Below are 21,365 nucleotides of genomic sequence, written 5' to 3' on the forward strand. Positions count from 1 at the left end.
TTTTAACGCTTCCGCATCAGCTGCGGAAAGCGCCAATTTGAAAAGCAATGTGTTAACAGATGATGGGAAGGAGTCTTTCATGCAAGTCAGCAGAAGACAATTATTCAAAATATGTGCGGGTGGTATGGCCGGCACCACGGCGGCATTATTAGGATTTACTCCTACCATGGCGCTGGCGGAAACCCGCCAATACAAACTGCTTCGCTCCCGTGAAACCCGCAACAACTGCACTTACTGTTCCGTAGGTTGCGGAATACTGATTTACAGCCAGGGCGATGGCGCGAAAAACGTCACTGAAAATATCTTCCACGTAGAGGGTGACGCCGATCATCCGGTCAGTCGTGGCTCGTTGTGCCCGAAAGGCGCAGGCGTGCTGGATTACATCCACAGCGAAGGCCGTCTCAGATATCCGGAATACCGCGCTCCCGGTTCCGATAAATGGCAGCGCATCACGTGGGACGAGGCGATTTCCCGTATCGCCCGCCTGATGAAAGATGACCGCGACGCCAACTTCGTCGAGAAAAATGAAAACAACGTGACGGTCAACCGCTGGCTGACCACCGGCATGCTGTGTTCTTCTGCGGCCAGTAATGAAACCGGTCTGCTGGATCAGAAATTCACCCGCGCGCTGGGTATGGTGGCGATCGACTGTCAGGCCCGTCTGTGTCATGGCCCGACCGTGGCGGCATTAGCGCCAACCTTTGGTCGCGGTGCGATGACGAACAACTGGGTCGACATCAAAAACGCCAACGTCATTTTAATTATGGGCGGAAATGCGGCAGAAGCGCATCCGGTCGGATTCAAATGGGTGATTGAGGCCAAAACCAAAAATAACGCCAAAGTCATCGTCGTCGATCCGCGTTTCAACCGCAGTGCCGCCGTGGCCGATATTTATGCGCCCATCCGCGCCGGTTCGGACACCGCCTTCCTGCTCGGCATGATCAACTATCTGATCACCCACAATAAAATTCAGACTGAATACGTCCGGGAATACACCAACGCCAGCCTGCTGGTGCGTGAAGACTACGAATTTAATGACGGATTGTTCAGCGGTTTCGATGCGGCGAAAAAATCCTACAACAAAGAAAGCTGGCACTATCAGCTCGATGAAAAAGGCTTCGCGAAACAGGATAAAACCTTACAGGACCCGCGCTGTGTGTGGAATCTGCTGAAAGAGCATGTTTCCCGTTACACGCCGGAACTGGTAGAGCGCCTGTGCGGCACCTCGAAAGAAGATTTTCTGCTGATAAGCTCGATTCTGGCGGAAACCTGCGCACGCGATAAAACCTCGACCATCCTCTATGCGCTGGGCTGGACGCACCACACCGGCGGCGCGCAAATCATCCGCTGTGCGGCGATGATCCAGTTGCTGCTCGGCAACGTCGGAATGCCGGGCGGCGGCGTCAATGCCCTGCGCGGTCACTCCAATATTCAGGGCTATACCGACCTCGGTTTGCTGTCGCTGAACCTGCCGGGTTACATGCCTTTGCCGTCGGAAAAACAGACTAATTTCACTGATTATCTGCATCAGATTACGCCCGCACCGCTGGTGGATGGACAGGTCAATTTCTGGAAAAACACACCGAACTTTTTCGTCAGTATGATGAAAAGCTTCTGGGGCGATCACGCCACGGCGGAAAATGACTGGGGCTTTGACTGGCTGCCGAAATGGGACAAAAGCTACGACGTGCTGCAACAGGCCGAGCTGATGACCGAAGGCAAGCTGAACGGGTATATCGTGCAGGGCTTCAACCCGCTGGCGGCCTTCCCGGACAAAAACAAATCCTCGCGTGCACTCTCGAAACTCAAATATATGGTGGTGATCGACCCGCTGGTGACTGAGTCCTCAAACTTCTGGCAAAACCACGGTGCAATGAACGACGTGCAGACCGCCGATATTCAGACCGAGGTGTTCCGTCTGCCGTCTTCCTGTTTTGCAGAGGAAAACGGTTCGATTGTGAACTCCGGTCGCTGGCTGCAATGGCACTTCCAGGCCTCTGAGCCACCGGGTGAAGCGCTGCACGACGGCAAAATTATCGCCCGTCTGTTTATGAAACTGCGTGAGCTGTACCAGAAAGAGGGCGGTGCCAATCCGCTGCCGGTAATGAATATGGCGTGGGATTATCAGGATCCGCTCGACCCGCTGCCGGAAGAAATCGCCCGCGAAGCCAACGGCAAAGCGCTGGCTGATATTCATGATGACCAGGGCAATCTGCTGGCGAAAAAAGGCCAGCAACTTTCGACGTTTGCCCATCTGAAAAATGACGGCAGCACCGCCAGTTTCTGCTGGATTTACACGGGAAGCTGGACGGAAGCCGGTAACCAGATGGCGCGCCGCGATAACGCCGATCCTTCCGGTCTGGGCTGTACGTCCGGCTGGGCGTGGTGCTGGCCGCTCAACCGCCGCATTCTGTATAACCGTGCGTCCGCTGATCCGCAGGGCCAGCCGTGGGATCCGAAACGCGAAATCATCCGCTGGGATGGCGCGAAGTGGATTGGTTTTGATGTCCCGGATTACAGCACCGCCGCGCCGGGGTCCGGTGTCGGGCCGTTCATCATGCAACAGGAAGGCGTCGGCCGTTTGTTTGCCACTGACAAAATGGCCGACGGCCCGTTCCCTGAGCATTACGAGCCGATCGAATCGCCGATTGGCACTAACCCGTTGCATCCGGCGGTGATTTCCAATCCGGTCGCACGCATTTTTGCCAGCGATTTGCCGAATATGGGCACCGCCAAAGACTTCCCGTATGTGGCGACCACCTATTCGATCACCGAATTGTTCCGCCACTGGACCAAACACGCGTTGCTGAACGCCATTGCGCAGCCAGAACAGTTTATCGAGATCGGCGAAGGTCTGGCCGCCTCGAAGGGCATTGCGCAGGGCGATGAAGTGAAAGTGTCTTCGAAGCGCGGATTCATCGTGGCGAAAGCCGTGGTGACCAAACGCATCCGGCCACTGACCATCGACGGTAAGCACGTTGATACCATTGGCATCCCTTGCCACTGGGGCTTTGAAGGCGCGACGCGTAAAGGTTATTTAGCCAACACGCTGACGCCGTCAGTCGGTGACGCTAACTCGCAAACGCCGGAGTTTAAGGCGTTCCTGGTTAACGTGGAAAAGGTCTAACGGAGGCGAATTATGGCAATGCAATCACAGGACATACTTCGTAAGTCCGCAACCAACGGGTTCACGCCAGCGCCGCGTGCCCGTGATCATCAGCAGGAAGTGGCGAAACTCATCGATGTCACCACCTGCATCGGCTGTAAAGGCTGTCAGGTCGCCTGTTCCGAATGGAACGACCTGCGCGATGACGTCGGGTTTAATACCGGCGTTTACGATAACCCGATGGATCTCAGTGCGAAATCCTGGACGGTGATGCGTTTCTCCGAAGTGGAACAAAACGGCAAGCTGGAATGGCTGATCCGCAAAGATGGCTGCATGCACTGCGCCGATCCGGGCTGCCTGAAAGCCTGTCCGGCGGAAGGCGCGATTTTGCAGTACGCCAACGGCATCGTCGATTTTCAGTCAGAACATTGCATCGGCTGCGGTTACTGCATCGCCGGTTGCCCGTTCAACATTCCGCGCATCAACAAACAGGATAACCGTGCCTACAAATGCACGCTGTGCGTTGACCGTGTGAGCGTCGGCCAGGAACCGGCCTGTGTGAAAACCTGCCCGACAGGTGCGATTCATTTTGGCACTAAAACCGCGATGCAGGATTTGGCTGCAGAACGCGTCAGCGAGCTGAAAGGCCGCGGGTTTGAACATGCCGGTTTATACGATCCGCAGGGCGTTGGCGGCACGCACGTGATGTACGTGCTGCATCACGCCGACAATCCTGAGCTGTATCACGGCCTGCCAAAAGATCCGGCCATCAGCGCGGCGGTTACCTTGTGGAAAGGTGTCTGGAAACCGCTGGCCGCCGTCGGCTTTGCAGTGACCTTCGCCGCGGCGGCATTCCACTTCCTCGGCGTGGGGCCGAATTACGTGAAAGAGGAAGAGCATACGGAAGGGGAAGATAAACATGACGATGAGGAGAAACGCTCATGAAAAAAGAGAAGTTAATCCAGCGCTATAACCTGGTGGAACGTCTCAATCACTGGATCGTGGCGTTTTGTTTTGTGACGCTCGCGCTCAGCGGCATCGGCTTCTTTTTCCCGTCGTTTAACTGGCTGATGAACGTTTACGGCACCCCGCAACTGGCGCGTATCCTGCACCCGTTTTTCGGCGTGGTGATGTTCGTCTCTTTCCTCGGTATGTTCTTCCGCTACTGGAAGCACAACTTGCCGGAAAAAGATGACATTGTATGGGCGAAAAATATCGGCAAAGTGCTGACCAATCATGAAGTCGGCGACACAGGCCGCTATAACTTCGGCCAGAAATGCGTGTTCTGGGCGGCGATCAGTTGCCTTGTGCTGCTGATGGTGAGCGGCGTCATGATCTGGCGTCCGTGGTTTGCTGGTTACTTCCCGATCCCGCTGATCCGTCTGGCGCTGCTGGTGCATTCACTGGCCGGTATTGGCCTGATTCTGGTGATCATCATGCACGTCTACGCGGCGACCTGGGCGAAAGGGTCGATTTCGGCCATGACCGGCGGCAAAGTGCCCGCGTCGTGGGCGAAGTATCACCATCCGCGCTGGTATCGTCAGGTGCGTGCTGAAGAGCTGAAAAAAGAACAAGATAAGAGGAAAGCCGGATGAGCATCCAGATTGTTCAACAGGACGAACTGACAGACGGTAAAACCACGGCGGGGAACATCCCGCCGGTACTGTTCGCCAACCTGAAAACACGGTATCAGCGCCGCGCCGATCGTCTGCGCGCGCTGGCTGAAAACAGCCCGCTCGACGGATATCTGAACTTTGCTGCGGCGATTTGCGACGCCCAGCAGCGCGTGCTGAAAGAGTTTCCGCTCAGTATCGACCTGAGTGGCGAATTAGAAAAAGCGGCCGGTAAACCGCCACTCGACTGCCGTCTGTTTCCGCGCACGCCGCACTGGCTGACCTTGCTGGATGCGCTGATCCTGGTGCTCAAACATGGCGCATCAGAGCCGGTGTCCGGCGTACTTGAGCGCCTCGAACATTCCCCGAGCCTGCAGCGGGAAATGATGGCGACGCAGTTGCTGAATCAGGATTTCAAACACGTTCCGGCCGATGAAGCCCCGTTTATCTGGGCCGCGTTGTCGCTGTACTGGGCGCAGATGGCGGCGCAGTTGCGGGGTGTCGGGCGGGCGGATTATGGCGAAAATCGTCAGTTCTGCCCGGTCTGCGGCAGTATTCCTGTGTCTGCGGTGATCAATGCCGGTGGCCTGCGCTATCTGCACTGCAATCTGTGTGAAAGCCAGTGGCATGTGGTGCGCGCCAAATGTAGCAACTGTGATGAAATGGAGCATCTGAACCTTTGGTCTATCGACGATGAGCAGGCGACGGTGAAAGCCGAAGCCTGTGACGATTGCGGCGCGTACCTGAAAGTGATTTATCAGGATAAAGATCCGCAGGCAGACGCCGTGGCGGACGACCTCGCCACGCTGCTGCTCGATGACCGGATGGAAGATAAAGGATTTTCCGGCAGCGGCATCAACCCGTTCCTGTTTCCCGCCGGGTAACCTGTTAATCTGGCAGCCGTGACTGGTAAACCCCGGCATGGCTGCTAGCTTTAAAAGAGGTTCCGGCGAAAACGAGGAGGGTCTGATGAAATTGATCGGCAGTTATACCAGCCCGTATGTACGCAAAATTTCTGTGATGTTGCTGGAAAAAGGCATCCCGTTTGATTTCATTAATGACACCCCCCACGAACCTGGCTGCAAAATCACGCAGTACAATCCTCTCGGAAAAGTCCCCGCGCTGGTCGCCGATGATGGCGAAATTTTCTATGATTCCCCGATCATTGTGCAGTTCATCGAACTGATGAATGTCGCGCCCACGCTGTTGCCGTGGCAGCCGCTGGAAGCGTTACGCGTGAAGCAAATTGAAGCGCTGGCCGACGGCGTCACTGATGCTGCCGTGGCGCTGGTGCTGGAAGGTCGCCGCGATGCGGATAAACGTAACGAAGCCTGGGTTTTGCGCCAGCGGGAAAAACTGCTGCGCGGGCTGGATGCGCTGGAAAAGCATGCGGCAAACCGTACATTGCTCAATTCTGAAAGCCTCAACGTGGCCGATATTGCCGTCGCCTGTTGTCTGGGCTATCTCAACTTCCGGCGTATTGCGCCGGGCTGGTGTGTCGAGCATCCCGAACTGGTAAAACTGGTTGAACGCCTGTTCCAGCGCGAGAGTTTTGCGCGCACCACACCCCCCGGAAGTGGTAACGCCAGCTTTGCAGCGAAAAAGGTGTGAGGCCGCTCGAAGACTTCTCTTTACAATCTGCCGGTGAGATTTTTAAAGCCTAAGCTTTGTGCAGCGCTCTGCTAATCCCTGTTGCATAAAGGAGTTCCATCATGGCCTATGATAAAAATCCTCATGCCGTCAAACCGGAAGAATACGGTTTCCCGCTGAAACTCAAAAAACAATACGACAACTTTATTGGCGGTGAATGGGTCGCGCCGGTAAAAAAAGAGTATTACGACAACCTGACGCCGGTTACCGGCGAAGTGCTGTGTAAAGTGGCCAGTTCCAGCACCGATGACGTCGATCTGGCGCTGGATGCCGCCCATCAAGCCAAAGACGCGTGGGGAAAAATGCCGGTGCAGCAGCGTGCAAACTTACTGCTGAAAGTCGCCGATCGCATGGAACAAAATCTTGAACTGCTGGCAAATGCCGAAACCTGGGATAACGGCAAACCGATCCGCGAAACCAGTGGTGCAGACGTGCCGTTAGCCATCGACCATTTCCGTTATTTCGCCTCCTGCGTACGCGCACAGGAAGGCGGGATCAGCGAAATCGACAGCGAAACCGTGGCCTATCATTTCCACGAACCGCTGGGCGTGGTGGCACAAATTATCCCGTGGAATTTCCCGCTGCTGATGGCGTGCTGGAAAATGGCACCGGCGCTGGCGGCAGGTAACTGCATCGTACTCAAACCGGCCAAACTGACGCCGCTGTCGGTTCTGTTGCTGATGGAACTGGTGCAGGACATTCTGCCTGCTGGCGTCATTAACGTGGTCAACGGCGCGGGCGGGGAAATCGGCGAATATCTGGCGACCTCCAAACGTATCGCCAAAGTCGCTTTCACCGGTTCGACGGAAGTCGGCCAGCGGATCGCCGGCTATGCTGCACAAAACCTGATCCCGGCTACGCTGGAACTGGGCGGTAAATCGCCGAATATTTTCTTCGCCGACGTGATGGATAAAGAGGACGAATTCTTCGACAAAGCGCTGGAAGGGTTCGCGCTGTTTGCCTTCAATCAGGGCGAAGTCTGTACCTGTCCGAGCCGTGCGCTGGTGCAGGAGTCCATCTACGAACGCTTTATGGAACGGGCAATCAAACGCGTGGAAGCGATCAAAACCGGTAACCCGCTGGATATGGAAACCCAGATGGGCGCGCAGGTGTCTGCCGGACAGATGAAAACCATTCTGGATTACATCGAAATCGGTAAAAATGAGGGCGCGGAAGTCCTGACCGGCGGTGCGAAGAAGAAACTTGAAGGTTCGCTGAACGAGGGTTATTACCTGCAACCGACCATCTTGCTGGGTAAAAACAACATGCGCGTCTTCCAGGAAGAAATTTTCGGACCGGTGCTGGCGGTAACGACATTCAAAGATATGGATGAGGCGTTACAAATCGCCAACGATACGGCTTACGGGCTGGGGGCGGGTGTCTGGAGCCGTGACGGCAACGTGGCGTATCATATGGGGCGCAACATTCAGGCTGGCCGTGTCTGGACCAACTGCTATCACGCCTATCCGGCACATGCGGCGTTCGGCGGTTACAAACAATCCGGTATCGGGCGAGAAACCCATAAGATGATGCTGGATCACTATCAGCAAACGAAATGTTTACTGGTGAGTTATTCGAGTAAACCGATGGGGCTTTTCTGATTCTGAGTTGCCATTAATACCCCACCCCAGCCCTCCCCTTCGCAGGGGAGGGGGCAGGTCGGCGTTTTTACTCCTCCCCCTGCGAAGGGGGAGGCGGGGAGGGGGTTTTGCAGGCGACTCAGTACGAAATCACACCACGCTGTTCGGCGGCAGCACCACCTGACGGCTGCGCAGGAAAACCACCACCAGCGCCAGCCAGGCGAGGCCGCTGATCAGGTTGAACATGTTAAACATCCCCGCACCGCCTTCGACATAAGCCACTTTTGCCAGCTCAATCCCAACCGTGAAAATCATCATGCTGATAACGCCCATGGCGGCGGAGACAGTCCCTTTGCTCATGTCGCTGGAGAACAGCGTCAGGCGGTACAAACCGGCATTCGCCACACCAATTCCGAACGCATACAGGCTCAGACCGGCGGTCATCCACAGATAGGCATGCGCAGAAAACATCGTAGCCACCGCAGCGATCAGCAAACCGACCACCATCGGGCCTGCGCCCAGTTTAATCAGATATTCGACGGTACGTTTGCCCGTCAGGCGCGCCAGCGTAACGTTACCGATAATCAGTGCGCCGAAAATCGGCACCTGTAACAGGCCATAATCGTAAGCGGCTAAGCCTTCGCCGCTGATTAAAATCACCGGCGACTGTGCAATCCATGTCAGCAACGGCAGGCTGGCAAAACCAATCGCCAGCGCGCCGCATACGAACTGACGGTTCTTCAGCACGTGCTTGTAATCGCGCAGCAGGCTTGGCATCGAGAACGGTTCGCCAAGGCGGGAAGCTGTTTCCGGCATCGATTTCCACAATCCCCATAGCGCGATAGCGGCGAGCACGGCGAAAATTACAAACATCGACTGCCACGGGGCAATGTGGATCAGCGCCGCACCGGCCAGCGGCCCGAGCAGCGGCGCAATCAGCGCGACATTCGCCATCATGGCCGTGATTTTAATACACACCGATTCTTCGAAGGATTCCTGTATCGCGGCGTAGCCGACCGCGCCGATAAAGCACAGGCTGATGCCTTGCAGGAAACGCATCACCATAAACTGTTCAATGTTTTGTACGAACAAAATGGCCAGACAGGTGATGATGAAAAAGCTCACGCCCGCCAGCATGACCGGACGACGCCCGCGCCTGTCTGACAGTGGCCCGAGCAGCCATTGCAGGAACATGCCGCCAGCCAGATAAGCGGTCATGGATGTTGGCACCCATTCTTCCCCGGCATTAAAATTAGCCACGACGGCCAGCATGCCCGGTTGGATCATATCGTTACCGATATAAGTCGCGAATTCGAACAGCACCAGGCACAGAGGGAACAAAAGCGCCTGCCGACCCAGAAGGGACGCAGTATTTGGAGAATTATGCATTTTAGTTATTCACAGACGTAAGGCTAATCGGTTGAAAATTAGCAGAAAATAAGAGACTGTCCGGGCGGGTTTCGCAAGCGAGGCAGTAATGCTGGCTATTTTGCCGATTATTTGAGCGCAACGCAATCTTCAGATTCACGTTCAGCACAATCTGAGAACGGCACTTTTGCCTTGTTAGCCCTCCAAAAGCTGGCTACGCTGCCAACAACCATCGGTAAGAAGGAAATTGCAGGGAATGAGCCAAAAAATCAGCTGGATAGATAATCTGCGTGGGCTCGCCTGCATGATGGTGGTGATGATCCACGCCAGCACCTCGCTGGTGGTCAATTTCGCTGCGGTCCATACCGCTGAATGGACAGTGGCAAACCTGCTCAATTCCGCCTCGCGCGTCTGTGTGCCGCTGTTCTTTATGATTTCCGGTGCGCTATTTTTGGGTGAAAAAAGTGCGCAAAAACGGCATTTTTGGCGCGTCACATTATGTTTGCTGTTCTACAGCGCCGTCTCGCTGATGTATATCCTCACGATGACAAAAATAGGATTTTGGCCGTCTTTGCGTCTGATTGTGGAAAAGCCGGTGTTTTACCATCTTTGGTTTTTCTACGCCATTATCGTGATTTACCTGATTTCCCCGCTGATTAACGTTAAAGCCGTATCCGGCAGATACCTGCTGATCGCCGGGACGTTGCTTGGCGTCCTGGCGAATCCGCAAATGCCTGCCGTGACATGGCAGAAAATCCATCTTTTGCCGCTGGATTTATACATCAGTGGCGATACCTTCTATTACGTGCTTTACGCCCTGATGGGCCGCGCCATCAGCCAGCTCAATACTGAAAAAATGGTAATCACGCTTACCGCCAGCGCCCTGTTTATCCTCAGCACGCTGGCGATTGCCACGGGTACGTACCGGCAGATGCAAATTAACCAGAATTTCGCCGACACTTTTTACGTCTACAGCGGCCCGCTGGTGTTTATCTCCGCCATCGCGCTGTTCGTGGTGTTCAAAAACGCGCTGACACACCGCATGCTGCCGGGATTTGCCCCGATCTCCCGTCATTCCCTGGCCATCTACGGCTTTCATGCACTGATCATCATTGGCCTGCGCAGCCAGCATCTCGACTTTCCGCAATATCCGCTGCTGAACATCGCCTTTTTGTTTATCTGCGGACTGGGTGGTGGATTATTACTGGCGATGGGGCTGGGGAAAATAGACCGGCGAAATTGGGTGAGCTGAAAACAATATTGATTATTTATACACATCATGAATGGTTGTGCATTATATTATCAATTCATTCCTCCTCATTTTATTAAATCGGCACGTCACGATTAATCTCTTTCATTATCTTTGTCATTTTGTTCCGGATATTATTTCGCTTCACTTATCCAGGCAAATTATCATGACATTCTGGCCGCCCTTTCAAATAAATGGTGTGATTTATACGCTTGATCATCTTCGGGCATCGACAATTGTTGCTGTCAGGCCAGCCAGTGACGATTTTCCAACCCGTAAGTTACGGATTTTTGTGGTCTACACTGATCATTGTTTCACGGCGCATCAGGCAGAATCTGAGTTGTGGGTTTATCCTCATGCTCCCGGAAAGCATCAGCGATATTTTTGTCCGCAACGTCATTCATATTCATTCCGCTTACCCGAGCTTATAAATAAACTCATTAATGAAAATGCGTTATTAGGCCGGGCGTTGCATCAGCATCAGGAAACATTTTATTATCTGGAAACACATTATATGGGTGTGGATTATTGTTTGTTTTTTGAAATAACAAAAAATAAACATCCGGTGGGTGACATACGATTAAAAGTGATGACAAGTTACCCGAGAGAGAAATGGGCTGGCCCGGTGGGCGTAAATGGATGGTTCAGTTTTTGGCATATTTTTGATGCGAGGATGAAAGGTCTTAAATTACCAACAAGGCGCAGATAACAAAAAAGCGACACGGGGTCGCTTTTTTGTTTTTACAGCTTCAGGCGGAGGTCTTTGGATTTTCATCTTATCGCGGCACGGCCAGCGGCCTTTACAGGCAGACACCGACGTACTGTTTAGCGTAGCCATTCAGTCCCACAAATCGTCAGCGGATAAAATTTTACTCAATTAATGCTCAACTTGCAATCAGCCTTGCGTTTAACGCCACCGCTCCTGCGCACGGCGCAATTGTCTTGCGGACGAAAATCCGGCGGCGAGGGCAGCTTTTTCGATGCCTGATCCCTGCTGAAGGCGCTGTTGTGCCACGGCGATACGCAGTTGCTCGTGGTAGTCACGCACGCTGATACCCAGATGCTGGCGGAACAAACGGGTGAGGTGGCGTGCGCTGATGTGCGCTCTGGCAGCGACCTCTTCCACCTGCCAGGCGGATTCCGGTTCGGCGGCCATCAGATTTTGTGCGCGGTGAACGGCGGGGTGCAGATGATTACGGTAACGCAGCCACGGAGAGAGTTGCGGATCATCACCGCCACGACGAAAATAGACCACCATTTCGCGGGCGACATCCAGCGCCGCCTGTGGCCCCAGATGCGTGGCGATCAGGTGCAGTGCCAGATCGATACCGGCGCTGATGCCCGCGCTGGTCAGCACGGAACGGTCTTCAACAAATATCCGGTTATCTTTTACCTGTGCGGCGGGTACCTGCTGGCGCAACTGCCCGATCACGTCGTGATGTGTCCTGCACTGATAGCCGTCGAGCAGCCCGGCTTTTCCGGCCAGCAGGCTGCCGGAGCAGATACACACCAGCGTTAAATTCCCCGCTTCAATGGCGCTTTTCTGCTGATGCAGCCAGTCGCAGGTCGTCTGCGCCACCATTGAGCTGAAGTTTTCAGCGGATTCCGCCACGCCCGGCATGATCAGAATGCTGCCCTCTGGCAGGCTTTGCGGCAGTGGCTGCAAATGGCTGACCATCAGGCCGGTAGACATCATGACTTCCGGCTGCGGCCCGATGTAGTGCAGCCGGAATTGCCCGCTCAGGCGCAGCGCTTCCGCCGGGCCGGTGAGATCTAACGACATCACGCCGGGGAGCGTCACAAAGTAGACATTTCGCTGCATAGTGCTTCATCCGTCCGCAAGGGAAAACGCTATCTTCACACAACGCGGTCAAGTTCCGCCAGCGCACCGGTCACGTCGGTGAGGGTGGCAAAGCGGTCGTCGAGCACCAGTTCGGTACGCAATTTGATCTCCTGCGCGCTCAGCGTGAGTCCGCTGGCGTGGGTCATCGGGAAGGTCAGTGTCGCTTCGGTGACAAAAGTCACCGAATAGCCGAGGTCGGACGCCACGCGGGCCGTGGTTTCGCAGCACTGCTCGGTACGCATACCGGCGATAATCAGATGCGTGATGCCTTTATCACGCAGCCAGCCGTCGAGGCCGGATTCCGTCAGGGCATTGTGGACGTGTTTATGGACGACATGTTGCGGCTGGTGTGTGAGGAACGTCATCGGCGTAACCAGACCGGAAGCCAGCGAAAAGTCGCCATCAGGATTGACGTGAAACACGTCGATAACCGGCACGTTGCGGGCCTGACAACCATCAATCAGGCGGGTTAATGCTGCGCTGAAAGCCGGTAAATCATCCTGCTGCCAGAAGTCTTTATGTTCGAAGGAACGTTGAACGTCGATATTTAACAGGGCGCTTTGGGTCATTTCCGGACTCCATCTGGTGAGTGTGAAGCCAGTGTGCGCCTGAATTGAAATGAGAAGAATGCCAAAAACGGACATGATGCTGACCAGGGCGGACGACCTGCGCCATCCGCCGTCGGTTCGGAATTTTTTGATCAAAGCTTCTGATCGGCGCGCCAGTGGTGATAGTCGATATGGTCGGCCTGGAAATTGGTCGTTTCAGCGTCGCCGGTCAGGCGGTACGCAAGCTGAAACGCAAAATCAAACGCCAGCCCTAATCCTTTGCCGCTGAGTAAGTTGCCGTCTTCTACAAACGACTGATTGACGTAAACGCCGTCTTTCACGTCTTTGTATAAATCGCCGGAACAGACATAGCGACGACCTTTCAGCAGCCCGTTTCCGCCCAGTACGCGCGCGGCAGCGGAGCACAGCGGGCAAATCAGTTTCCCGGCGTCGTCATGACGGCGGACAAATTCCACCACCTCTTTACTGGCCGCCAGCGCCACTGAACCTTCCGGCCCGCCGGGCATTACCACGGCATCGAATAAACGATCACCCTGCGCGGACAGCAGTTCGTTGGCCTGCATCTGAATGCCGTGATAGGTGCGCAGCGTCAGGCTTTTCTGGCAGGCTAATGTGGTGACCTGAATCTCCAGCCGCTCGAGAATATCGAGCACAATTACCGCTTCACCTTCTTCAAATCCGTCGGCCAGCAGCAGAGCGACCTGCTTTTTCGCGTTGTCCTTTACCATAATGCAAATGTCCTCTGAGGATAAAAATCAGAGGACATAATAAAATGAAACGGTGTTTTGATATTGTGACTGGTATTGCAGACCCGGTTAGAAAACCAGTTGCACTTTCGAGGCTTTGGATTTATCCAGGGCGTATTCCAGCGCTTCCACCAGGCTTTCCTGCGGGAATTCCGCCGACAGCAGCGGCATCGGATCGACCGTTTTATTCGCCAGCCATTCGACCGCCGTGTTGAATTCTTCGGTGAAGCGGAAGCTGCCGACCCAGTTAATTTCTTTGGCAATGAGCATCATCAGCGGGAATTCATTCACCACCGGTCCCATGCCGACCTGAACCAGCGTGCCGCGCGCGCGGGTCACTTCCAGACAACGGCGGATGGAAGACGGGTGGCCGGAGGCATCAAAGGAGACATCGAAAAAGCCTTTCTCCGCCTGATATTCACTGAAATCACCCTGTGCGGCGTCCAGCGCTTTACCTGCACCCACCGCCAGTGCCAGCGTGCGGCAACGTTCGCTCGGGTCCGTCACCACGATTTGCGCGGCGCCTTTGGCTTTCGCCGCCAGCACGATCAGGCAACCGATCGGACCGACGCCGGAAACAAACACCGTTTTGCCATGAATATCGCCTGCCTGATTGACGGCATGAATGGCGACGGCCAGCGGCTCGGCGAACACCATCAGACGGTCACTGACCTGATTGTCGTAAGGAATGCACTGGTTGCTGTCGACGATCTTATACTGCGTAAACGCGCCATTGATGTGCGGGAAATACATCGCGCTGCCGAAGAATTTCATGGTGGTGCACTGATTTTCGTCGCCGGAAAGACAGTATTTGCAGGCTTTGCACGGCTTACTCGGGTTCAGCGCCACTTTCTGACCAGGCTGCAAACGCGGGGTATCCGATTTCTCCACCACACCCACCACTTCGTGGCCGAGTACCATCGCCTCGCGCACTTTGAAATCACCCACCGCGCCGTGTTCGTAATAATGCAGATCCGAGCCGCAGATGCCGCCGCGGGTGATTTTCACCAGTGTACCTGCTCCGGTGTAGTCGAGGGTCTGGTTGATCACCGAAACGTCTTTTTTCCCGGTTACGACGCAGGATTGTGTGGCAATAGTCATGGAATTCTCGCTCTTTAAAGGGCCTGATTGCGCCCAGTAAAGAGGGTTTGCCGGTCATAAAATGTGATCGTCGTCACTTTGCGCCGTGTTACGAAAACCTGTTACCCATAACTTGAACGGACTCAACTTTTCCCGGCAGATTTATCACGATTGCGCGCCGGAATGCTGAGGATCAGATGGGTTATCACACCACCGGCCAGCCCCCAGAATGCCGAACCGACTCCCAGCAGCGTGACGCCGGAAGCAGTGATCAGAAACGTAATGATTGCCGCGTCGCGCTGACGCTCATTTTCCAGCGCGCGGTACAGGCTGCCAGCAATGGTGCCGAGCAGCGCCAGCCCGGCGATGGTGTGGATCAGCGCCTCCGGCAACGCAGTAAAGACCATGCCGATGGAACCGCCAAACACGCCCGCAATCAGATAGAAAACGCCTGCCGAGACGGCCGCCATATAGCGCTTTTTGGGATCAGGATGAATATCCTCACCCATACAAATCGCGGCGGTAATGGCGGCGATACAGATGGTAAAGCCGCCGAACGGCGCTAAAACTAACGCAGTCAGCGCTGTCCAGGAAATCAGTGGCGAAACAGGCAGATGGTAGCCGTGCGCTTTCAGTGTGGCGATGCCCGGCGCATTCTGTGAGGCCATGGTCACCACAAAAAACGGAATGCCAATGCCGATAATGGTGGAAAGTGTGAAATGCGGCATCACAAACGCCGGTGCGGCGAAGGTCAGCGTCTGACCGTGCAGGGCAATATCACCCTGTAATGCGGCGACGATCAGCCCGGCAACCAGCGCCATTACCACCGCATAGCGCGGCAGGGCGCGTTTTGCCAGCAGATACACCAGACACATGGTCCCTGCGAGGGCAAAATTGCTTTGCAGTGAGGTAAAGGCGTTCAGCCCGAAACGCAACAGAATACCGCCGAGCATCGCCGCTGACAGCGCCTGAGGAATGTAATGCATCAGTCTGGCGAATAAACCGGTCACGCCACACAGCAGGATCAGCCCGGTGGCAAACACAAATACGCCAATGGCTTCGTTAAGCGAAGTGCCGGGCAGGCTGGTCACCAGCAGCGCCGCACCGGGCGTTGACCAGGCCGTCACCACAGGCGTGCGGTAATACAACGATAGCCCGATGCTGGTAACGCCCATGCCCAGCCCGAGCATACTCAGCCAGCCGCCAATCTGCGCTACGCTGGCGCCCGCCGCTTCCGCCGCCTGAAAGATAATCGCCGCGGAGCTGGTATACCCGACTAAAACCGCGACAAATCCGGCGATTACCGCCGAAAACGTTAAATTCTGCAAACTGAGACGCGAGGCCATGGGCGAAATTCCTTCTGGTTAGCGGACGCTGGCGGTATGCTGTTGTGCGTTATAGCGCACATCTGCTGCGCTCAAGATATCACTGTGCGTTATAACGCACAATCGCGATCGGTAAAAACGATTGCCAGAGGAGTCAGGATGCAGGAACTCACCCACCATATTGGCAGCCAGCTGAAAGCCGTGCGCAGCGAACGCGGCTGGAGTCTCAGCCAGACGGCAGAACATACCGGCGTCAGCAAGGCGATGCTCGGGCAAATCGAGCGCGGCGAATCCAGCCCGACCGTCGCGACGCTGTGGAAAATCGCCAGCGGCCTGAATGTTTCGTTCTCGGAATTTCTCGAAACGCCGCCCGCGCAGTCAGCGGCGTTGCATCGCCACGGCTTACTGACTACGTTCAACAGTGACACTTCGGGCATGCGCGTGGTGCCGCTGTTTCCGTTCGATACCACGCTGCGTATGGACATGTTTGTTATCGATCTCGAGCCGGGCGGATGCAGCGAATCCACACCACACGAAGCCGGAGTGATTGAGCATGTGATTGTTATCGAAGGTGAACTGACGCTGACGGTTGACGGTGTGACGCGCGTGCTCAGCGCCGGTGAAGCTTTGCGTTTTGTTGCCGATTGTCCGCACGCTTACCGCAATGAAAGCGGTCATTCCGTGCGTTTCCACGACCTGATACATTATCCGCAGTCACGCCCGTAACGTTTTCATTTCCTGAGGAGAATGCCCGATGAGCCAGCCGCACGATGTGATGATCCGTCTGTTAACCCCCGCAGACCGCGAAGGTTGGGAAGCGTTATGGCGTGATTATCTGGATTTTTACCAGTCGGAGCTCGATCCGGCGCAATTTGATTACACTTTCCAGCGTTTATCACAGCCTGATTACGCCAGCATGTTTGGCTATGTGGCGGAGTACGAGGGAAAACTGGTCGGGCTGGTGAACTGTATCAATCACGATCATGGCTGGCACATGCAGCAGGTGGTGTATTTGCAGGATTTGTACGTTGACGACCGCGCCCGCAAACTGGGGATCGGGCAAAAACTGATTGAAGCGGTTTATGCTTACGCCGACGAAAACAATAAAGCCAACGTCTACTGGACTACCCAGACCTCAAATCATACTGCCCGCAAACTGTATGATCGTATTGGTACGCTGACCGAATTTATTAAATATTCCCGTTAAGTGGTTTACGCATATTCATTTTCGTTGTGACGTAACCGAGGCTGGCGTACAGCGCCTGCGCACCGGGATTGCTGGCAAAGACATTCAGTTCAATTGCCACACAACCCTGTTCCTGCAGGCGTTCTTCCATCAATCTGAACGCTGCCGCTGCATGACCCTGACGGCGAAATTGCGGATACACCGTCAGTTCGTACACGAACGCGCTGCGCACGCCATAACGTTCCACATTGGAAAACCATAAATAGCCCGCTGTTTCGCCGTTCTCTTTGGTTTTAATCTCAAAAAGATACTGATCCGGCGTATCAATACCTTGCGGCAGTGCACTTTGCGTAGAACTGCGAGCCCGTTCCAGCGCGGTATCCGCCTGCCAAAGACCGGCTGTTACGTTCTCTTCTGCATAATCTTTTGCCAGCTGTTCTGCGAAACCCTGGTAAAACGCAGCACTCATCGGCGCTAAAATAGTCATCCTTTCCCTCTGATTTATTTGTTGTTTTCCGGCTTCTTATAAGGCGTGACGTAGCATTCGCTGATGGTGGTGGAATGACTTTCCATCTGCGTGATGATGTAGCCTTTATCGGTCAGCGCCACTGAACTGTAGGGCGTTTCATTATTTTTATCTGAAATCACGTCTTCAAAAGACTGAATGATTTTGGCTTTTTCACTGGCGCGCGTCGGATCATCCATCCCGTCGACCCGGATCATCGCCTGTTTAAACTGATTACGGAATCCTGTTTTCCCCGCCTTGCTTTCAATCACGGCCTTGATGTTCACCGTGATGTCATTACCGAGCAGAAATAAGGTGTTGCTCTGATAAACCAGCACATTCTTGCGTTTCGAAACCACGAAGCCGTTCTCGATAACTTTCATTTTGCTGTTGTTGGCGTAAGTCACATCATCCAGGCAAATGGTTTTATCGCCGACCTTAAACTGGCTGAACCGCGCTTTGATTTCTTTCGGCGTAGATGCCGCCTGCGAGCAGAGCGGTGCAAGCAGCAAAAGAGGTAAGAGCCATGACTTCATAGGAGTTTCCTGAACAGGTGCTGAATCAGCCGACATAACAGCAGTATAGGGAGACGTGCGCAGGATGCGAACGTTTATCTTTGCGGGGTACTCTTTTACCTGACCGGGCGACACAAACTGTTTTCTGCGCTATGTTTTTCTTCCTTTGTTTTATTTCTTTCAGGAGTTTGCCATGAGCCAGCCTTCGCTGATTTTGTATTCCGATGCCAATTTTTTCAGCCCATACGTGATGTCTGCTTTTGTCGCGCTGACCGAAAAAGGCATTCCCTTTGAACTGGAAAAGGTAGATCTGGCTAACGCGGAAAACCTGAAGGAAAATTATTCGGCGATTTCCGTCACCCGCCGCGTACCGACATTAACCAATGGCACGTTTGTGTTATCCGAGTCCTCTGCGATTGATGAATATGTCGAAGAGTTGTTCCCTGCGCCCACGTTCCCGGCCATTTACCCGGCTGACCCTGAAAACCGCGCCAAGGCCCGTGAAGTACAGGCATGGCTGCGCAGCGATCTGATGCCTATTCGCGAAGAGCGTTCAACGGAAGTGGTTTTTGCCGGTGCGAAACGTCCGGCGCTCAGTGCAAGCGGACAGCAGGCGGCTGAAAAACTGTATGCCGCCGCCGCGTTTTTGCTGGGCGACAAAGAATATTTATTTGGCGAATGGTGTATTGCGGACGTGGATCTGGCGCTGATGCTTAATCGTCTGCATCTGAACGGCGATCCGCTGCCGGAGAAACTGGCCGCTTACGCAGAGGCGCAATGGCAGCGGCCATCGGTGAAGGAATGGCTGGCGCTTTCAGCTTAACGTTTTCGTCAGAAAGAACCGCGTATGCGTCGAGGGCGCATCGTCCGGCGCGCGGGAATCAGGGATGTAATCCTCCAGCGCCATTTGCATGCTATAGCCCATACGTTCGTAGAAAGGCCGGGCCTGGAAACTGAACGTATCAACCAGCGAGTAACGGCAACCCCGGGCTTTGGCTTCCTCTTCCGCTTCCCTGATGAGCTGCGTGCCGACATCTTTGCCGCGCAGCGTTTCATCGACCCACAGCATCTTTATGGACATCCAGTAGCCGACGGTTTCAGCCACGATACCGGCCAGTTTCTTGCCATTCTCATCTTCCACGAAAATGCCTAACTCGCGGAAGGTCGGTTTCGGGATAAAGTTTCTGTTGAAATCCCGCAGTGCCGTTTTGATCTCCTCGAGATCGCTTTCGGTCGGGGCATGGGTGAGACGAGTCTTCATGACATTTTTCCTTTTTCCGTTAACGTTTTGTCGTAGCGAGGCGAACTGCAAAAGCGATAAACACGGTGCCGGTGAGCCGGTCCAGCGTTCTGACCACTGCCGGACGGCGCAACCAGCGCGACAGCGGGCGGGTGGCCGAAATCATGGTGACCGACCATAACGTCCCGATCACCGCATGCATGGCGGCGAGGCCGAAAATGTACGGCCCGACCGGATAGCCGGTGGCGACGAACTGCGGCAGAAAAGAGACATAAAACACACCGACTTTCGGGTTAAGCACGTTGCCAAAAAGGCCTTTAACGAACGGCGAGTTCCCGATGCGTAAGGCGGTGCGGCGGCTTTGCGGCGCATCCATGTTCATTTCGTTGCGGGGGTTGAACAACATCTGCAGGCCGAGCCAGGCCAGATACGCGGCACCGATCCATTTCAAGACATTGAAGGCGATTTCAGAGGCAGCGAGCACGGCGCCGAGGCCAAGTGCTACCATCGCGCCCCAGACCAGACAACCGGTGCTGATGCCAAAAGCGGTGGACAGCGCCTTTTTACTGCCCTGACTGGCGGCAGTGCGCAGCACCAGTGCGGTATCGAGACCGGGGGTGAGGGTTAAAATGCCAGCGGCAAGCGCGTAAGAAAGCAGGGATTCGGTAACGGTCATTGGCTTTTCCTGATGAGCGAAAAAACCAGAATAGTGAAGCGGACGGCAGAGATGCAATCGCGAATTTAAATGAAATTCGGCATAAAAATACTGGCAAATAAAAAAGCCTGTGGAAGTCGGGCTTCCACAGGCTTTTCAGAGGGTTTTCGCGCAGACGATTATTTGTAGATTTCAGCGTCAGCGTGCAGTTTGTTGTTCCCGGTCACGGAGATGATGCGGTAAGAAGATGCACCGGCATCTTTCGCTTGTTGTGAAAGTTTCGCTTCCAGGCCACTGATAGAGGTGGAGTTGGCGGCGGAAATCACCCCAATTTTCTGCATGTCACTTGATGGCTGAGTAATCTGCTGAGCCGCGAAGCTGCCGAAAGAAATCAGGGAAAGGGTTGCAGCTACAGCAAAAATTTTGACGTTTTTCATGATGATTTATCCATTCAGGTTATGAGAGTGAAAGGTGGTTGCCTTTCGATGAATGTATAATAGGCGTGATACCCGGAGATGAAAAACGGATTGATTTGAGTATCTTGTTCAAAATATTTGGTCTACTTTTTACGCAATTTTACGTGCGAATGCGGGTAGCTGACGAAACCGCATTCGTGCTGACACAGCCTGAAACTGCCTTAGGTTTCTCTGCATTTCTTCCCTTCCTGCTGATTTTGGGCGGTTTTGTAGAAAGGGTGCTAGACTTTATCTGCAGTTCAAGAAGAGGGCGTTCGTGCAAAACACACGTTCTGCTCGCAGAGCCTGAAACGTTCTGCTCTTGTTTGGCTAATTTGGCTGAACAATATTCACGGTAACGGAAATTTATTCGGAGGAGTCGAAAATGGGAATTTTATCCTGGATTATCTTTGGTCTGATTGCAGGTATTCTGGCGAAATGGATCATGCCGGGCAAAGATGGCGGCGGATTCATTCTGACCGTAGTCCTGGGTGTTGTAGGTGCCGTTGTGGGTGGTTATATCAGTACTTTCTTCGGTTTTGGTCGCGTAGACGGATTCAACTTCGGTAGCTTCGTGGTCGCCGTGATTGGTGCGATCGTCGTACTGTTTATCTACCGTAAAGTCAGAAGCTAAGGTGTCGACCTTAGGTTGAGATGTGAAAAGCCGCGCAAGTCGCGGC

General features: G+C 54.3%; 22 protein-coding genes and 1 pseudogene. 12 read left to right on the forward strand and 11 right to left on the reverse strand.

Translation table 11 applies throughout. The features are described 5' to 3' along the window. The first annotated feature begins 79 nt into the window (after window positions 1-79). The 6 genes from fdnG (at window position 80) to exaC (ending at window position 7,970) form a co-directional block, all read left to right on the forward strand. On the forward strand, window positions 80-3,127 hold the full coding sequence (gene fdnG, locus HGO41_RS11660; RefSeq protein WP_250981045.1) for a formate dehydrogenase-N subunit alpha: 3,048 nt from the start codon (window positions 80-82) through the stop codon (window positions 3,125-3,127). 12 nt (window positions 3,128-3,139) lie between these two features. After that, a complete protein-coding gene (fdxH, locus tag HGO41_RS11665; protein WP_131638504.1) occupies window positions 3,140-4,051 on the forward strand; it encodes a formate dehydrogenase subunit beta in 912 nt (303 codons plus the stop codon). Continuing rightward, window positions 4,048-4,701, forward strand: a complete 654-nt coding sequence (gene fdoI / locus HGO41_RS11670; protein WP_112197178.1) for a formate dehydrogenase cytochrome b556 subunit — start codon at window positions 4,048-4,050, stop codon at window positions 4,699-4,701. The genes fdxH and fdoI overlap by 4 nt, the downstream gene beginning before the upstream one ends. Beyond that, the gene (fdhE, locus tag HGO41_RS11675) at window positions 4,698-5,603 is read left to right on the forward strand and encodes a formate dehydrogenase accessory protein FdhE (RefSeq protein ID WP_112151989.1); all 906 of its coding nucleotides are present in this window, start codon (window positions 4,698-4,700) and stop codon (window positions 5,601-5,603) included. Before fdoI ends, fdhE begins: the two co-directional genes overlap by 4 nt. A gap of 85 nt (window positions 5,604-5,688) precedes the next feature. Next, entirely contained in the window at window positions 5,689-6,330 is a 642-nt protein-coding gene (locus tag HGO41_RS11680) for a glutathione S-transferase (RefSeq protein WP_013573399.1), read from the forward strand. Window positions 6,331-6,431: 101 nt separating this feature from the next. Beyond that, the gene (exaC, locus tag HGO41_RS11685) at window positions 6,432-7,970 is read left to right on the forward strand and encodes an acetaldehyde dehydrogenase ExaC (RefSeq protein ID WP_013573400.1); all 1,539 of its coding nucleotides are present in this window, start codon (window positions 6,432-6,434) and stop codon (window positions 7,968-7,970) included. 129 nt (window positions 7,971-8,099) lie between these two features. Here exaC and HGO41_RS11690 read toward each other — a convergent pair whose 3' ends face one another. Beyond that, window positions 8,100-9,338, reverse strand: coding sequence for an MFS transporter (locus HGO41_RS11690; protein WP_013573401.1), 1,239 nt, complete (start codon window positions 9,336-9,338; stop codon window positions 8,100-8,102). 235 nt (window positions 9,339-9,573) lie between these two features. Here HGO41_RS11690 and HGO41_RS11695 point away from each other — a divergent pair, with 235 nt between their 5' ends. Further along, complete coding sequence (locus tag HGO41_RS11695; RefSeq protein WP_217244445.1) at window positions 9,574-10,569, forward strand: acyltransferase; 996 nt, start codon at window positions 9,574-9,576, stop codon at window positions 10,567-10,569. A gap of 163 nt (window positions 10,570-10,732) precedes the next feature. After that, a complete protein-coding gene (locus tag HGO41_RS11700) occupies window positions 10,733-11,275 on the forward strand; it encodes a YjaZ family protein (RefSeq protein WP_071823615.1) in 543 nt (180 codons plus the stop codon). Window positions 11,276-11,473: 198 nt separating this feature from the next. On the opposite strand, the gene HGO41_RS11705 is transcribed toward HGO41_RS11700, so the two are convergent. The 5 genes and pseudogenes from HGO41_RS11705 to HGO41_RS11725 form a co-directional block, all read right to left on the reverse strand. Then, complete coding sequence (locus tag HGO41_RS11705; RefSeq protein ID WP_250981046.1) at window positions 11,474-12,388, reverse strand: GlxA family transcriptional regulator; 915 nt, start codon at window positions 12,386-12,388, stop codon at window positions 11,474-11,476. Window positions 12,389-12,435: 47 nt separating this feature from the next. Beyond that, a pseudogene (locus HGO41_RS11710) lies at window positions 12,436-12,978 on the reverse strand (isochorismatase family protein); the annotation flags it as partial. 131 nt (window positions 12,979-13,109) lie between these two features. Next, window positions 13,110-13,706: a DJ-1/PfpI family protein gene (locus HGO41_RS11715; RefSeq protein ID WP_013573406.1), complete on the reverse strand. Its 597-nt coding sequence runs from the start codon at window positions 13,704-13,706 to the stop codon at window positions 13,110-13,112. An 87-nt stretch (window positions 13,707-13,793) separates the two neighbouring features. Then, entirely contained in the window at window positions 13,794-14,825 is a 1,032-nt protein-coding gene (gene idnD, locus HGO41_RS11720; RefSeq protein ID WP_014411439.1) for an L-idonate 5-dehydrogenase, read from the reverse strand. 122 nt (window positions 14,826-14,947) lie between these two features. Continuing rightward, on the reverse strand, window positions 14,948-16,150 hold the full coding sequence (locus HGO41_RS11725) for a benzoate/H(+) symporter BenE family transporter (RefSeq protein ID WP_013573408.1): 1,203 nt from the start codon (window positions 16,148-16,150) through the stop codon (window positions 14,948-14,950). A 138-nt stretch (window positions 16,151-16,288) separates the two neighbouring features. Here HGO41_RS11725 and HGO41_RS11730 point away from each other — a divergent pair, with 138 nt between their 5' ends. Next, window positions 16,289-16,855, forward strand: a complete 567-nt coding sequence (locus HGO41_RS11730) for a helix-turn-helix domain-containing protein (protein ID WP_013573409.1) — start codon at window positions 16,289-16,291, stop codon at window positions 16,853-16,855. Between the two features lie 28 nt (window positions 16,856-16,883). Further along, entirely contained in the window at window positions 16,884-17,336 is a 453-nt protein-coding gene (locus HGO41_RS11735; RefSeq protein WP_112151985.1) for a GNAT family N-acetyltransferase, read from the forward strand. Here HGO41_RS11735 and HGO41_RS11740 read toward each other — a convergent pair. Beyond that, on the reverse strand, window positions 17,320-17,802 hold the full coding sequence (locus HGO41_RS11740) for a GNAT family N-acetyltransferase (protein WP_013573411.1): 483 nt from the start codon (window positions 17,800-17,802) through the stop codon (window positions 17,320-17,322). The two genes, HGO41_RS11735 and HGO41_RS11740, sit on opposite strands and share 17 nt — an antisense overlap. Before the next feature lie 14 nt (window positions 17,803-17,816). Continuing rightward, entirely contained in the window at window positions 17,817-18,356 is a 540-nt protein-coding gene (locus HGO41_RS11745) for a hypothetical protein (RefSeq protein WP_013573412.1), read from the reverse strand. A 172-nt stretch (window positions 18,357-18,528) separates the two neighbouring features. Between HGO41_RS11745 and yfcF the strand changes: the two genes are divergently transcribed. Beyond that, window positions 18,529-19,158, forward strand: coding sequence for a glutathione transferase (gene yfcF, locus HGO41_RS11750; protein ID WP_013573413.1), 630 nt, complete (start codon window positions 18,529-18,531; stop codon window positions 19,156-19,158). Here the strand turns inward: yfcF and HGO41_RS11755 are convergent. The 3 genes from HGO41_RS11755 to bhsA form a co-directional block, all read right to left on the reverse strand. Continuing rightward, complete coding sequence (locus tag HGO41_RS11755) at window positions 19,150-19,596, reverse strand: GNAT family N-acetyltransferase (protein ID WP_250981047.1); 447 nt, start codon at window positions 19,594-19,596, stop codon at window positions 19,150-19,152. The two genes, yfcF and HGO41_RS11755, sit on opposite strands and share 9 nt — an antisense overlap. Window positions 19,597-19,615: 19 nt before the next feature. Then, on the reverse strand, window positions 19,616-20,251 hold the full coding sequence (locus HGO41_RS11760; protein ID WP_014411442.1) for a LysE family translocator: 636 nt from the start codon (window positions 20,249-20,251) through the stop codon (window positions 19,616-19,618). A gap of 158 nt (window positions 20,252-20,409) precedes the next feature. Beyond that, window positions 20,410-20,667 carry a multiple stress resistance protein BhsA gene (gene bhsA / locus HGO41_RS11765; protein WP_013573416.1) on the reverse strand — a complete coding sequence of 86 codons (258 nt, stop codon included), beginning with the start codon at window positions 20,665-20,667 and terminating at the stop codon, window positions 20,410-20,412. Between the two features lie 403 nt (window positions 20,668-21,070). On the opposite strand from bhsA, the gene HGO41_RS11770 reads away from it, so the two are divergent. Next, window positions 21,071-21,319, forward strand: a complete 249-nt coding sequence (locus HGO41_RS11770; RefSeq protein ID WP_013573417.1) for a GlsB/YeaQ/YmgE family stress response membrane protein — start codon at window positions 21,071-21,073, stop codon at window positions 21,317-21,319. Window positions 21,320-21,365 lie beyond the last annotated feature (46 nt).

This window comes from Rahnella sp. CG8, from assembly GCF_023701875.1.
In the GTDB taxonomy this organism is placed as follows: Bacteria; Pseudomonadota; Gammaproteobacteria; order Enterobacterales; family Enterobacteriaceae; genus Rahnella; species Rahnella aceris.